At 71.3% G+C, this 14,121-nt stretch carries 11 protein-coding genes; 8 read left to right on the top strand and 3 right to left on the bottom strand.

Going from position 1 to position 14,121, the window contains the following annotated elements; genetic code table 11:
• Positions 1–33: 33 nt before the first annotated feature.
• On the top strand, positions 34–1,338 hold the full coding sequence (locus ACSC1Q_RS07820) for a sensor histidine kinase (RefSeq protein WP_436757992.1): 1,305 nt from the start codon (positions 34–36) through the stop codon (positions 1,336–1,338).
• Positions 1,339–1,555: 217 nt separating this feature from the next.
• The gene (locus ACSC1Q_RS07825; RefSeq protein ID WP_436757993.1) at positions 1,556–2,521 is read left to right on the top strand and encodes a GlxA family transcriptional regulator; all 966 of its coding nucleotides are present in this window, start codon (positions 1,556–1,558) and stop codon (positions 2,519–2,521) included.
• A 180-nt stretch (positions 2,522–2,701) separates the two neighbouring features.
• Here ACSC1Q_RS07825 and ACSC1Q_RS07830 read toward each other — a convergent pair whose 3' ends face one another.
• Both ACSC1Q_RS07830 and ACSC1Q_RS07835 read right to left on the bottom strand, forming a co-directional pair.
• Entirely contained in the window at positions 2,702–4,060 is a 1,359-nt protein-coding gene (locus ACSC1Q_RS07830) for an ABC transporter substrate-binding protein (RefSeq protein WP_436757994.1), read from the bottom strand.
• 290 nt (positions 4,061–4,350) lie between these two features.
• Positions 4,351–5,709 carry an MFS transporter gene (locus tag ACSC1Q_RS07835; protein WP_436757995.1) on the bottom strand — a complete coding sequence of 453 codons (1,359 nt, stop codon included), beginning with the start codon at positions 5,707–5,709 and terminating at the stop codon, positions 4,351–4,353.
• 233 nt (positions 5,710–5,942) lie between these two features.
• Between ACSC1Q_RS07835 and ACSC1Q_RS07840 the strand changes: the two genes are divergently transcribed.
• From ACSC1Q_RS07840 to ACSC1Q_RS07860, 5 genes are all read left to right on the top strand, one after another.
• Complete coding sequence (locus tag ACSC1Q_RS07840) at positions 5,943–6,902, top strand: 3-oxoacyl-ACP synthase III family protein (protein ID WP_436757996.1); 960 nt, start codon at positions 5,943–5,945, stop codon at positions 6,900–6,902.
• A 32-nt stretch (positions 6,903–6,934) separates the two neighbouring features.
• A complete protein-coding gene (locus ACSC1Q_RS07845; RefSeq protein WP_436757997.1) occupies positions 6,935–7,669 on the top strand; it encodes a glycosyltransferase family 2 protein in 735 nt (244 codons plus the stop codon).
• Positions 7,666–8,796 carry a cytochrome P450 gene (locus ACSC1Q_RS07850; RefSeq protein ID WP_436757998.1) on the top strand — a complete coding sequence of 377 codons (1,131 nt, stop codon included), beginning with the start codon at positions 7,666–7,668 and terminating at the stop codon, positions 8,794–8,796. Before ACSC1Q_RS07845 ends, ACSC1Q_RS07850 begins: the two co-directional genes overlap by 4 nt.
• Complete coding sequence (locus tag ACSC1Q_RS07855) at positions 8,793–10,454, top strand: AMP-binding protein (RefSeq protein WP_436757999.1); 1,662 nt, start codon at positions 8,793–8,795, stop codon at positions 10,452–10,454. Before ACSC1Q_RS07850 ends, ACSC1Q_RS07855 begins: the two co-directional genes overlap by 4 nt.
• Positions 10,455–10,662: 208 nt before the next feature.
• Complete coding sequence (locus ACSC1Q_RS07860; RefSeq protein ID WP_436758000.1) at positions 10,663–11,601, top strand: NAD-dependent epimerase/dehydratase family protein; 939 nt, start codon at positions 10,663–10,665, stop codon at positions 11,599–11,601.
• On the opposite strand, the gene ACSC1Q_RS07865 is transcribed toward ACSC1Q_RS07860, so the two are convergent.
• Positions 11,556–12,473, bottom strand: coding sequence for a hypothetical protein (locus tag ACSC1Q_RS07865; protein WP_436758001.1), 918 nt, complete (start codon positions 12,471–12,473; stop codon positions 11,556–11,558). The two genes, ACSC1Q_RS07860 and ACSC1Q_RS07865, sit on opposite strands and share 46 nt — an antisense overlap.
• A gap of 228 nt (positions 12,474–12,701) precedes the next feature.
• Between ACSC1Q_RS07865 and ACSC1Q_RS07870 the strand changes: the two genes are divergently transcribed.
• Complete coding sequence (locus tag ACSC1Q_RS07870) at positions 12,702–14,087, top strand: LCP family protein (protein ID WP_436758002.1); 1,386 nt, start codon at positions 12,702–12,704, stop codon at positions 14,085–14,087.
• Positions 14,088–14,121: the final 34 nt, after the last annotated feature.

Here is a 14,121-nt window from a genome sequence, read left to right on the forward strand (position 1 = left end):
CGGGTCACACTCATAGCGATCATCGTGTTCGCCGTGGTGCTGGGAATCGGCGCGTTCGCCACCTGGCAGGTCGTGGAGACCAGGCTGTCGGCCGACCTCGTCAACTCGGCGGCCGAGGCGGCGGGCAAGGCGGTCCAGGACATCGAGCGGGGACCCGCGGACGCCGTCGTCATCCCGGTCACCCGCATCAACCGCATCCAGGTCGTCGCGAACGACGGCAGGGTGGTCGCCGCCAGCCCGGCCATGAAGGGAAAAACGCCGATCACCCATATGCGTCCGGTCGACGGCGAGATGCGCGTGGACGGTACGCCGTGCGTGAGCTCCTCCGCGAGCGAACGGACGTGCTACATCGCCGTGGGCATCCATGCCGATCGCACCGTCTACGGCGACGTCATGGTCTACGCGGCGACCCCGGAACCCCAGTCGATCCGCACCAACTTCCTTGAGATCACGCTGGCGCTCTTCTCCTCGGCGCTCCTCGGGCTGCTCGGCTGGGGCACCTGGCATCTCGCCGGCCGCACGCTCGCCCCGGTGGAGCGGATCCGCGCCGAGATGGCCGAGATCACCGCCTCCGACCTCAGCCGCCGGATGCCCGTCTCCGACTCCGAGGACGAGATGGCGCAGCTCACCGAGACCATCAACGCGACCCTCGAAAGGCTGGAGCGGGCCGTGGAGAACCAGCGCCGCTTCACCTCCGACGCCTCCCACGAACTTCGCACCCCCCTGACCGGGCTGCGCACCAAGCTCGAACTCGCGATCTCCGATCCGGAGTCGGAGGACCCGCAGGCGACGATGTGCTCCGCGCTGGCGGACGCGGAACGGCTCCAGACCGTCATCGAGGACCTGCTGCTGCTCGCCCGCCTCGACGCCGGCGTACGAGGCCCGCCGGAACTGATCGACCTCGCCGACCTGGTCACCTCCGAGGTGGAACATCGGCGGGCCAAGCATGAGGTGCTGCTGAAGCTCGACCCCGGCGTCGTGGTGCGGGGCAGCAGGATCCAGCTGGGCCGGCTGCTGAGCAACCTGCTGGCCAACGCCGACCGGCACGCGGTGAGCGAGGTGCGGGTCCACGTCGGGAGCCAGCGGGGCGAGGCCGTGATGGAGGTCACCGACGACGGGCTCGGCATCCCGGCGGAGGAGCGGGAGCGGGTCTTCCAGCGGTTCACCAGGCTGGACTCGGCGCGCAGCCGCGACGCCGGGGGAACCGGCCTGGGCCTGCCCATCGCCAGGGACATCGCGATGGCGCACCGCGGCCGGCTCTACGCCGCCGACAGCACCACCGGCCGCGGCGCCCGGCTCGTCCTCCGCCTCCCCCTGTCGACCGCGCTCCACTCCTGAACCCGTCCCACGGCAGGCACCGGGAAGCACCAGGAACGATCCGGCCACGCCCAACTCCCGAGCCCACCTCACAACAGAGACCGGGCACCACCAGGAACGATCCGGCCGCGCCCTGCTCCCGAGCCCACCTCACGGCAGGAGCCGGGCACCGCCAGGACTCGGCGGGAAGCGGTCCCGGCGAGGGTGGCCTGTATCTTTCATGTGTGAGAATCGGGTCATGCACAGGATCGTCATGCTCGCCATGGACGGCGTGATCCCCTTCGAGCTGGGCATCCCGCCACGGATCTTCGGCGGCGCCAGGGACCCGGAGGGCAAACCGTTCTACGAGGTGCTCACCTGCACCGTCGACGGCGGCCCCGTACGCACCGACGCCGACTTCTCGATCGCGGTGGAGCACGGGGCCGAGGTCCTGGAGAGCGCGGACACCGTGGTGATCCCGGCCACCCACGCCCTCGGCACGATCTCCGGTGAGGGGCTGCTCCCCGAGCCCCTCGCCGCCGCGATCGCGCGCATCCGGCCGGGCACCCGCCTGGTCTCGATCTGCACCGCCGCCTACGTGCTCGCGGCGGCCGGGCTGCTCGACGGCCGTCCCGCGACCACCCACTGGAGCAGCACCGACCACTTCCAGGAGCTGTTCCCCAAGGTCAAGGTCAACCCGAGCGTGCTGTTCGTGGACGACGGGGACGTGCTCACCTCGGCCGGGGTGGCCGCGGGGGTCGACCTCTGCCTGCACATCGTCCGGCGCGACCACGGCACCGAGGTGGCCAACCGCGTGGCCAGGCGATGCGTCGTCCCGCCGTGGCGCGACGGCGGCCAGGCCCAGTTCATCGAGCACCCGCTTCCCGCCCCGACCGCCGCGACGACCGCGGCGACCAGGACCTGGGCGCTGGAGCGGCTGCACGAGCCGCTCCCCCTCAGCGAGCTGGCCGCCCACGCCCGGATGAGCCGCCGTACCTTCACCCGGCGCTTCCGCGACGAGATGGGCCTCAGCCCGGGGCAGTGGCTCATCCTGCAGCGGATCGAGCTGGCCCGGCGGCTCCTGGAGACCAGCGACCTGCCGGTGGACGGCGTCGCCCTGCGCTCGGGGTTCGGCACCGCCGCCTCGCTCCGCCAGCACCTGCAGGTGGCCATCGGCGTCTCGCCGATGGCCTACCGCCGCACCTTCCGGCTCGTGGACGCCTGACCCAGGCCGCGGCCGCCTGGATCCGTCCAGGCGGCCGCGGGGGCAGCGGGAGCGGCGCCGTCACCGGCCGTACGAGAAGCCGTCAGCCGTACGAGCGACCACCGGCCGTACGGGGAAAGCGCCGGCCGTACGAGAAGCCGCCGGTCATACGGGGAAAGCCGTCAGCCGTACGGGAAGCCGTCACTGGCCGCGGGCCCACTCCTCCTGGAGGCGGTCGGCCGCCTTCTTCGCGTTCATCCGGCCGTGGGCGACGTCGAGGATGGCGTCACCCTCGGCGCGCTCCAGGAAGACCTCGTCCGGGACGTTCAGGGAGGCGCCGTCCCTGACGAGTTCCTGGATCGCGGTGTAGCCGTCCTTGCCCTCCGAGGTGGCGAAGACGGACGACTCCATCCGGAAGTCCCCGCGCGAGGGGACCAGCGTCAGTTCTCCGGCCCAGCTGGAGACGCCATCTCCCGCGGTCAGGAACTCGACCAGCGTGGCCGCCTCGGCCACGTGCTTGGAACTCCTGGGGATGGCCAGGCCCACCTCGACCGCGCTGCGGACGGCGGGCTTGGCGTCCGGCAGGATGGTCGGGAAGGGACCCGCGCCGATCTTCTTGACGGCGACCTTCTTGGTCTCGCGGTAGGACTTGGACAGCATCGGGCTCCGGCCCGAGTCGTCCACCAGGAACAGGGCCTTTCCGTCGCGGAACAGCTCGGCCGGACGGTCGCCCTTGAGGGTGAGCGCCGACTTCGCCAGCACACCCCGGTCGAACAGCGACCCGTAGGCGGTCAGGGCCGAGACCACCTCGGGGCCGTTCCAGGGCTTGTCACCGGTCAGCAGGTCGTCGGAGAGGGTCGGGTGGGTCTGGCTCGCGATGGTGAACAGCAGCTCCTCCTGCTTGCGCGGCTCCCCGGAGAAGACGATCGGCCGGAGGTCGGGGATCTCCTTCTTGACCCGCATGACGATGGACTCCAGATCGGCGGCCCTCTTGGGGAAGGACTCGCCGAGCTCGGTCAGGAGAGCGGCGTTGTAGTACAGGACCGCGCCGCCGCTGGACCCCATCGGGACGGAGTAGAGCTCGCCGTTCTTGGCGGCCTTCTTCGTCTGCTCCACCGCGCCCTCGTCGAGCTCCTCGACCCAGTCGCCGGAGACCTTGCCCTTCCAGTCGTCGACCGGGCGGAGCCGGTTCGCGACCGCGCGGGTCATCGTGGGGGCCGGGAGGCCGACGACGTCGATCACCTCGCCGCCGTCGAGCGCCTTGGGCAGCCGCTTGCGGTAGTCGGCCTCGGCGAAGGTGCTCAGCTCGACCTCGATACCGGGGTTCGCCTGCTCGAACGCGGTGATCGCCCTCTTCAGCGCGGCCTCGGGCGGGGAGAAGGTCCAGTACTTCAGGGTGACGGGTCCGGCCGGCTTCTCGGGCTTCTTGGTCTTCTCACCGGCCGTGGGGACGGACTGCGCGACCGGCCGGCCGTCGACCGGCCCGCCCGCGCTGCAAGCGGTCAGCCCGAGGGCGAGGGCCGCGGTGGTCAGGGCGAACGAACGAGCTGTACCAGGCATGCATACCTCCAGCGGAATCACGGTGCGGGTGACGGCGTTCAGCCCGGCGAGGTCGATCACGGTTAATCTGGTCGATCCGGTCGATCACGAAAAATGATCTTATGTGGTCCCCTGCCACGACAGAGGACCGCCAAACACCGCCGGAGACGCCGCCCCCGATCGAAGGTCTCCTCAGTCGGAGGCGACACTCGATCGGAAGTGTCCCTCGATCGGAAGCGACGCTCAGTCGGAGGCGATCCTCGGTCGGAGGCGATCCTCGGTCGGGGGTGGTGCTCGGTCGGGGGCGATCCTCAGCCGGGGGTGGTGCTCAGTGGCTCGGCGATGTCCTCCAGGCCCCTGCCCTCGGCCTTGACCCCGAGGAACAGCTCCACCAACCCGGCGGCGATCATGAGGGTCGCGCCGATGCTGAAAGCGAACGCGGTGTCACCGGGCCTGCCGCTCTCGACGAGGTTGGCGAAGATCAGCGGCCCGGACACGCCGCCGACGAAGGTGCCGATCGCGTAGAAGAACGCGATGGCCATCGCCCGGGTCTCCATCGGGAAGATCTCGCTGACGGTCAGGTAGGCCGCGCTCGCCCCGGCGGAGGCGAAGAAGAGCACGACGCACCAGCAGGCGGTGAGCGTGGTCGCGGTCAGCACCTCCTGGTTGAACAACCAGGCCGTGCCGAAGAGGAGCACCCCGGACAGGATGTAGGTGCCGGAGATCATCGGGATGCGGCCGATCGTGTCGAAGAACCGCCCGAGCAGGAGCGGCCCGAGGAAGTTCCCGACCGCGATGACGGCGAAGTAGTAGCCGGTCTCGGTCTCGATGCCGAAGAAGGTCGACAGGATCTGCGCGTACCCGAAGGTGATGGCGTTGTAGAGGAAAGCCTGGCCGATGAAGAGCGACAGGCCGAGGACCGTCCGCTTGGGATAGCGGGCGACCATGGTGTGCGCGATCCTGCCGAACCCGATGGACTTGCGCTGGTGGATGGTCATCGACTGCGAGGGCTCGTCGAGCCTGACGCCCTTCTCGCGTTCGATCTGCCTCTCCACCCCGTCGACCAGCCCCTCCGCCTCCTCGTCACGGCCGTGGATGAACAGCCAGCGTGGGCTTTCCGGCACGTGCCTGCGTACCAGCAGGATGGCCAGGCCGAGCACCACGCCCATGCCGAACGCGACGCGCCAGCCGATGTTCAGCGGCAGGTTGTTGAGCAGCGGCACCGTCAGCAGCGCGCCGCCCGCGGCGCCGAGCCAGTAGCTGCCGTTGATGATGATGTCGATCCTGCCCCGGTGCCGGCTCGGGATGAGCTCGTCGATGGCCGAGTTGATGGCGGCGTACTCGCCGCCGATGCCGAACCCGGTCAGGAACCGGAACAGGAAGAACCACCAGGCGGAGAACGAGAACGCCGTCGCGGCGGTGGCGACCAGGTAGACGACCATCGTGATGATGAACATCTTCTTGCGGCCGAACCTGTCGGTGAGCCAGCCGAAGAACAGCGCCCCCAGACACGCCCCGGCCACGTATAGAGCGGCGGCGGTTCCGGCGACCTGGGCCTGGGTGATCGCCAGGCCGCTGCCCTCCTTGGCCAGCTGGGCGGAGAGGTTTCCGACGATCGTCACTTCGAGACCGTCGAGGATCCAGACGGTGCCGAGTCCGATGATGACCATCCAGTGCCATCGTGACCATGGCAGCCGGTCCAACCGCGCGGGGACCTTCGTGGTCACCGGTCCCGTCCGAACGTCGCTCATGGCGGCACCCGCTACCCCTTCACGACCGGCTCATACCGAAGTGTTTCCTCTCCTCATCTGCCCCCCGCCGCGCCCACGTGGCCAGGACAAAACACCGTGTTTTAGATACATTGCGCGAGCATGGGGAGACTTGACGCTGTTTAGGGAGATCAATGAAAGCCCGGATCACGGGCGTCGGGACGTATCTGCCGGAGCGGACCGTCTCCAGCGCGGACGTCGAACGGCGGATCGAGGGCTACGCGCCCCACAGAGGCGTCGTCGAGCGGATTACGGGAATCCGGCGCCGTCACGTGGCCCGCGACGACCAGCAGGCGTCGGACCTGGCCGTGGCGGCGGCCCGCGAGCTCGACCACTCCGACGTCGACCTGCTCGTCTTCGCGTCGGCCTCCCAGGACATGGTCGAGCCCGCCACCGCGCACATCGTCGCGGCCAAGCTGGGGCTCTCGTGCCCGGTGTTCGACGTCAAGAACGCCTGCAACAGCATGCTCAACGGGATCCAGATCGCCGAGGCGCTCATCCTGACCGGCGCGCACCGCAAGGCGCTGGTCTGCTCGGGTGAGATCCCGTCGCGGGCGATCCGGTGGCGGGTCAGGGACCGCGCGCAGTTCGTCGACTCGTTCGCGGGCTACACGCTGTCGGACACCGGGGCCGCGGTCACGGTCGCCGCCGATGTGGAACGTGGCATTTTCTACCGCGACTTCGCGGCCGACTCCACGGCCTGGGCGGTCGGCACCCTGCCCGGAGGCGGTTCGGCGCACCCCCGCGACCCCGAGTACTCCTACTTCCGCGGCGACGGGCGCGGGCTGAAGGAGGCCTTCGAGGCGGTCGGCCCGGACATCTTCCTCAACGCGCTCAAGCGCACCGGCCTGACCTGGGACGACTTCGCCATCGTGGCGGTGCACCAGGTGGCGCTGCCCTACCTGCGCTTCCTGGCCCAGGTGCTCGACATCCCCGAGGACAAACTCGTGGTCAGCCTGCCCGAGCACGGCAACTGCGCCTCGACGACGCTGCCGCTCCAGCTCGCGCTGGGCGGCTGGCGGCCGGGCGACCGGGTGGCGCTGCTCGGGCTCGGCGGCGGGATCAGCACCGGCGTGATGCTGGCGGAGATGTGACGGACCGGCACCGGCGTGAAGCCGGCGAGAACGTGACGGACCTCTGGGTGATCGTCCCCGCCTACAACGAGGCCCCCGGCATCGAGGCGACGCTGCGCGCGCTGGCCGAGCAGGACGACCGGGACTTCACTCTGCTCGTGGTGGACAACGCGAGCACCGACGGCACCGCCGAGGTCGTACGGCGGCACGGTGTCCGGGTGGTCGTCGAGACGAGGAAGGGCACCGGCGCCGCGTCCGACACCGGCATGCGCCACGCCATCGCGCACGGGGCGACCCACCTGGCCAGGACCGACGCCGACTGCCTGCCCCGCCCCGACTGGGTGCGCAACATCCGGCGGGCCTTCGGCGACGGGCTGGAGATGGTCGGCGGGCAGTTGCGGCCCCGGACCGACGAGTTCCGGCTGAAGTTCTGGGAACGCCACCTCATCCCGTTCGTGGTGGAGGTGGCGGCGACCTTCGGCCGCTTCCGGCCGGGCAACAGGGACCCGCGCTACCTGGGCCCGTACGTGATGATGCCCGGCGCCACGCTGGCCATCACCGCGGACCTCTACGAGCGCGCGGGCGGCTTCCCCAGGACCGCGATCGAGGAGGTCCACGAGGACCGCGCCCTGGTCAACCGGGTGCGTACCCTCACCCCCGCGTACGCCTCGCGGCGCGACGTGGTGGTCTTCGGCTCGGTGCGCAGGCTGCGGGCGTACGGCCTCGCGGGCACCCTCGCCTGGTACGCCGACCACCACTACCGGCCAGAAGTGATCGACGTCCGGTGAACCACGAGACCCGCCTCTACCTGGCCGCCCACCCCTTCGCCTACCCGCTCATGCGGCTGCTGGCCCGGCTCGGGCCCGTGGTGCGCGTCCCCGGGCTGGGGGTCGTGGTCAACGACGCGGCCGTCGCGCGGGCCGTGCTGATGGACGAGCGGTTCCGCAAGGACGGCCCCGGCTCGCCCGGCGACCTGTGGACGCCCGTGCTCGGCCCCTCGGTGCTGCTCAACATGGAGGGACCCGGCCACCTCGCGCTCCGCAGGAAGCTGATGCCGCTGTTCACCACCGGGTACGTGTCCGCGCTCGTGGACGACGTGCTCCGCGAGCCGCTCGGCGACCTCTCCGCGCGCCTGGGGCGGGGCGAGACGGTCGACCTGGTGGACGCGATGCGGCTGATGGCCGGGGCGGTGATCTGCCGGGTGATCGGGCTGGGCGAGGTCTCCGAGACGCGGGCCAGGGAGCTGTTCGCGGACGGGGAACGGGTCGTCTCGATGGTCTCGCTGCGCTCGCGGCGGCTGTCGGACCGGCAGGTGGCCGTCGCCAGGCGGGTGCTCGACGGGATCGGGGACATCGCGCAGGCCGCCTACGAGGCCGGGGACGAGTCCACGGTCATGGGCCGGATGCGGGCGCAGGGACTGTCCGTGGCCGAGGCCAGGGGCGCGGCCGGGGCGTTCTTCCTCACCGGTACCGAGACCGTCGCCACGTTCGTCCCCCGGCTCGTCGCCCTCCTGCACGACCACCGGACCCCGGCCGTCGACCTGGACACGGTCATCGAGGAGGCCATGCGGGTCACCACGCCGACCCCGCTGATGCTGCGCTCGGTGGCCGCCCCCGCGCACGTCGGGGGCACGGCGGTACGCCCCGGCGACCGGGTGCTGATCGTCACCCACAACTGCGCCAGGGCGTACGGCCCGTTCGACCCCTCCCGCGCCCACCCGCCCGAGCTGCGCAGGCTCTGGTTCGGCGCGGGCCCGCACTTCTGCATCGGCTACCCGCTCGCCCTGGCGGAGATCCGCGCGGTGGCCTCGGTCCTGCTCTCCCACCGGGTACGCGTGGTACGGCGACGCGCGGCCAGGGGGGTCCTCATCCCCACCTACGAGCACCTGTGGGTCGATCGGGCCGGTGCCGCGTGAACGACATCGATGACATCGTCAGCGGGATCGTGACGGTCGCCGCGCGGGAGCCGGGACGCACCGCCATCGTCGACGGCCGGGGCCGCGAGATCACCTACGGCGAGCTGGCCCGCCGGGTGACGGCGGTCCGCGACGCGATGGGCGGACCACCGCCGGAGGGCCGGGCACATCCGGAAGACGGCACGCGTACGAACGACCGTCCGCGACCGGAAGGCGGAGCCCAGGAGAAAGACCGGACGCGACCGGAAAACGGGGCGCGGCCGGAAGACCGGACGCGACCGGAAGGCGGGACGCGTCCGGGGTACGGGGTGCTGTTCGCGGTGCGTCCCGGAGTGGACGCGGTGGCGCTGGCGCTGGGAGCGGTGGCGGCGGGCGGGACGCTCGTCCTCGCCGACCCCGGCCTCGCGCCCGACGTGCTCGCGGCCAGGATGGCCGCGACCCGGCCCGCGTGGGTGGTCAGCGAATCCCTGCTCTACACCCTGAGCGGTCCGCTCAGGGGCCTGGCCCGCCGCCGGGGCCTGCTCCTGCCGGACCTCGCGAACCCGCTTCCCGGCCACCCCGTCCACCACCTGTACGCGGGCCCGTGGCTGCCCGGAGTCCCCCGTGGGGCACTGCGGCTCTCCCGCGTCCTCCGACCGCCCGGCGGGCCCATTGTCCCCGCCGATCGGGGAACCGGCCGGGAGGCGTACGGGACGAACCCCGACCAGCCGGCGGCGGTGATCTTCACCTCCGGGACCACGGCACGCCCCCGGGGGGTGGTGCACACCCGGAGGTCCCTCGCGGCCGGGCTGGAGATGTTCAGGAGCGCGTTCCCGCTGGGCCCGGGTGACGTCGTGCACACCGACCAGCTGATGCTCGGGCTCCCCGCCCTGCTGGCCGGGGCGACCTGGTCCCTGCCCGGGGGCGGTGACCTCGCCGGCGAACTGGCCGCGCGGCGGGCCACCCACACCTTCGCCGTGCCGGTCCACCTGGACAGGCTGCTGCGCAGGACCCCCAGGCTCCCGGAAACCCTCCGCTACCTCCTGCTCGGCGCCGCCCCCGCCCCGCCGGGCGTGCTCCGCCGGGCGATCGAGGCCGGGCCCGAGGTCCTGTCGGTCTACGCGATGACCGAGGCGCTCCCCATCGCGATCGCGTCCGCCGAGGAGAAGCTGGCCCAGACCGGAGGGGATCTGCTCGGGGTCCCCCTGCCGGGCGTCGGCGTCCGGATCGCCGAGGACGGCGAGCTGTTCGTCTCCGGCCCCCACCTCGCCCAGCGCTATCTCGGCGAGGAGCCGCTGCGGGAGATCGCCACCGGCGACCTGGTCCGGCTCGAAGGAGACCGGCTGGTGCTGCTCGGCCGGAAGAAGGACATGATCCTCCGCGACGGGGTCAACATCTACCCGGGCCTGTACGAGTCCGGTGTCGCGGCGCTGCCCGGGGTGGCAGAGGCCGCGATCGTCGGGCTCCCCGACCCCGGGACCGGGGACGAGGAGGTCGTGCTGGCCGTCGTTCCCGCGGACGGCTACGACGAGAACCTGCTGCGCAAGGCGCTTCCCGGGATCGTGGACGCGGCGGCCCTGCCCGACCGGATCGAGCCGCTCGACGCCTTCCCCCGCTCGGGCCGGGCCGACAAGCTCGACCGGGCCGCCCTGCGAGACCTGGTCACCCGCCGTGCCTGAGCGACCCGTCGTACCTGAGCGACCCGTCGTGCCCGAGCGACTCGTCGTGCCCGAGCGCCCCGGCGGACCCGAGCGACCCGCGCCCGAACGACCCGCCGGACGTCGCGAGCTTGGCGGACCTGGCGGACCTCGCGAGCTTGGCGGACCTCGCGGACCTGGCGGATCCGAGCGACCCGCCGGGCCCGGCGGGCAGGGGCCGAGGATCGCGGTGACGGGCGCCTCGGGATTCGTGGGAGGCGCGGTCTGCCGCGCGGCCGTGGCCCGGGGCTGGACGGTGTCGGCCCTCGGCAGGCGGCCCCGGGTGGACGGCGGCCACGTCGGCGGCGCCCCGTACACCTCGTGGGACCTCCTCGGCCCCCGGCCCGTGACGCTCTCGGGAGAGTCCGTGACACTCCCCGGCGAGGGAGAGGTGGACGTGGTGATCCACTGCGCCGGGAGCGTCACGGACTGGGGGCCGCCGCGTGACATCTGGGCCGCCAACGTGGACGGCACCCGCAACGCCGCCGCGGCCTTCCCCGGCGCCAGGTTCGTGCACGTCAGCACGGCGAGCGTCTACGACCCGTTCCGGCCGACCGTGATGGCCACCGAGGACGCCGCCCCGGTCGGGCGGTACGCCAACGCGTACGGCGCCTCGAAGGCCGCCGCGGAGAGGTGCCTGGAGCGGGCGGTCGTCCTGCGGCCGCACGCGGTCTACGGCAGGGGGGACACCACGCTGCTCCCCAGGGTGCTCGGCGCGGTCAGGGGCGGCAGGCTGCTCGCGGTGGGCGACGGACGCCAGCGGATCAGCCTCACCTCGGTGGACAACCTCGTCCAGGCCTGCCTGCTCGCCGCCGAGGGTCCGGTCGACCACGGCGTCTTCAACGTGACCGACGCCGAGCCCGTCGTGCTCGACGACGCCCTGCGCACGATCCTCCGGGAACGCGGCGTCGACGCCGAACCGTACTACCTGCCGCTCAGGCTGGTGGACCCCCTCGCCGCCGTCGCCGAGGCCGCGTCCCGGCTGCTCCGGCGCCGGCGCCCGCCCCGGCTGACCCGCTACGCCGCGGGCCACCTGGCCGTCGAGCGGACCCTCGACATCAGCGCCGCGCGCACCCGGCTCGGCTATCGTCCCTCGGGAACGTCCTTCGGGGGATCCGCGGACTGGTGAGTCCGGGCCTCGAACGCCGCCCCCGCGAGCCTGGAACGGATGAGCCTGCCCCTGGCGGAGAAGGCCGCAGCGGCCATGAGCAGGCCCAGCGCGAAGATCACCCGAAGGCCGTTCCTCAGGAAGGCGGTCAGCGCGTCGAATATCGCGACCACGGCGGCGTACGACAGGCCACCGGCGACGACACCGGGCAGGTAGACGTTGCGGACCGCGGACATGGCGATCGCCAGCGCGAGCATGCTCGCGGCCAGGCCGAGCCCGGTGCCGATCAGCGCGACGCACCAGTCGCGGATCAGGACCACCCCGGCGGAGATCAGGACCGGCGACACGCCCAGCAGGACCCACCTCAGCGAGATCAGCCCGTCGTAGACCCTGTCGATCATGGTCATCGCGGAGGTGGGCAGCAGCAGGGTGACGGGGTGCGACTCGGGCAGGCGCGAGGCGTCCCTCATGCCGGCGACCTGCAATTTCCGCTTGACCAGTTCGTACACCGGGGCGAGGTCGTAGCCGACGCCGTCCTCCTGCTGCTCGCTGGGATTCGGGTCGTGGCCGAGGATCGCGAGGAACCGGCGGTGCGTGACCTTGTTGATCTCCACCCAGGCGATGGCGAAGTCGTCGTCGACACCGGCCTTCACCGTCTCGCGGATGAGTTCCCCGCCGACCGAGAGCCCCAGCCCGCGCAGCCGCAGGACGATCTCGTCGGTGATGCGGTTCGTGACGGCGCTCTTGATGGCCGGTTGGGCGGCCAGCGGGCTCACGTTGCGGATGTAGCGGCCGGGGTCCGCGATGTCGGTCGCCGCCCAGTGGGCGGTGAGGGCGAAGGGAGCGAACAGGCATCCGAGCGCGATCAAAATAGAACCGATCACTCTACGCACGGGCCCCCCTAACCGCTTTACCTGGGAATCCCCGCGTTTGCCTGGCAAAACCGGTTACAGGCTCTTTTTGACACGAACTTGGAGATCAGTGTCATCCCAGCGGCGAAATCTGGTTTACAAACCTTGACCCACCGCCCTCAGCGCGTCGAACAACCACATAGCCGATTCACCCGAAAACCGTTACTAACCTGCGACGTATTGGGCTGACGGACAGGAGATGTCACGGCTATGGCAGGCAATACGGGGCGAACAGGCGTCGGATCGAGCCTGGCACTGACACTGGGGTCGGCCGTTCTGTGGGGCCTGGCCCACATCTGGGTGGGCCGTCGCCTGACCGGCGCCTTCCTGATGGGCATCGAGCTCACCCTCGCCGGAGCCGCCGCGACCGCCGTACTGACCGCCGGGCCCTCCCTGCTCTCCCTCGCCGTGCAACCCGCCTGGCTCTGGGTCTTCGCGCTCACCGCGATGCTGGTCGCCGCCGTGGCCGTCGCCGTGATCATCCACTCCTACCTGCTGGTACGGCCGGAGTCGGCGCCCACCTTGGCCAAGTGCCTCTCGGCCGCCGCCGTCGGCACGCTGTGCGCGCTGGTGATCGCCCCCATGGTCTACGCGGCCCGGCTGGCCTACATCTCCCACAACGTGGTGACCTCGGTGTTCGCCGAGAGCATCACGCCCATCCCGGTGGACCCGTGGCAGGGCCTGGACCGGCTCAACATCCTGCTCGTCGGCGCGGACGCGGCGGCCAACCGGATCGGCGTGCGCACCGACAGCATGACCGTGGCCAGCGTCGACACCCGGACCGGCGACACCGTGCTGTTCGGCCTGCCCAGGAACCTGGAGGACGTCCCGATGCCCCCCGGCCCGGCCCGCGACCGCTTCCCCTACGGCTTCCAGGGCGAGCCGCCCTACACACCGGGCCTGCTCAACGAGGTCTACCAGTACGCCGAGGACTATCCCGAGATGGTTCCCCGGCAGAACAAGCGACACCGCGGCTCGACGCTCCTGAAAAGGACGATCGGCGGCATCCTCGGGCTCGACATTCCCTATTACGCGATGGTCGACATGAGGGGCTTCGTGGAAATAGTCGACGCGATAGGCGGCGTACGGGTCCGCATCAAGGACCCCATCGTGTACGGCAGGCAGGACGAGGGCCTGATCGAGGCGGGCAGGCGGAAACTCTCGGGCGAGGAGGCGCTCTGGTACGGCAGGTCCCGCACCGACAGCGACGACTACGTGCGGATGGGCCGCCAGAAGTGCCTGCTGAACGCCGTCGCCAAACAGGCCGACCCGGTGGCGGTCTTCCAGAGCTTCGAGAAACTGGCCACCGCCGCCGTCGACGCGATCTCCACCGACATACCCCGGCAGCTGCTGCCCGACCTGATCGAGCTGGCGGAGAGGGTGAAGGACTCCAGGATCAGGAGCCTCCAGTTCGTCCCCCCGCTGATCTACTCGGGCGCGCCCGACTACCACCTGATCAGGCGCGAGGTCATCACCACCCTCGCGGCGCCGCCCGCACCGCCCCGCTCCGTACCCGCCCTGCAGGCCGGGAACCGGAGGCACGCGAGCGAACGCGCCGAGACGAACGCCGTCATCCTCGACTCCGCCTGCCACTGACGAACGGGCGAATCAACGGATCGACGGATCGACG

The sequence above is a fragment of the Streptosporangium heterodermiicola genome (assembly GCF_051390675.1).
Taxonomy (GTDB): Bacteria; Actinomycetota; Actinomycetes; order Streptosporangiales; family Streptosporangiaceae; genus Streptosporangium.

What these genes read in the sequence shown, in the direction of transcription:
- ACSC1Q_RS07825 (WP_436757993.1), top strand. Translation starts at nt 1,556, where the DNA reads ATGCACAGGATCGTCATGCTCGCCATGGACGGCGTGATCCCCTTCGAG.
- ACSC1Q_RS07830 (WP_436757994.1), bottom strand. Translation starts at nt 4,060, where the DNA reads ATGCCTGGTACAGCTCGTTCGTTCGCCCTGACCACCGCGGCCCTCGCC.
- ACSC1Q_RS07835 (WP_436757995.1), bottom strand. Translation starts at nt 5,709, where the DNA reads ATGGTCATCATCGGACTCGGCACCGTCTGGATCCTCGACGGTCTCGAA.
- ACSC1Q_RS07840 (WP_436757996.1), top strand. Translation starts at nt 5,943, where the DNA reads ATGAAAGCCCGGATCACGGGCGTCGGGACGTATCTGCCGGAGCGGACC.
- ACSC1Q_RS07870 (WP_436758002.1), top strand. Translation starts at nt 12,702, where the DNA reads ATGGCAGGCAATACGGGGCGAACAGGCGTCGGATCGAGCCTGGCACTG.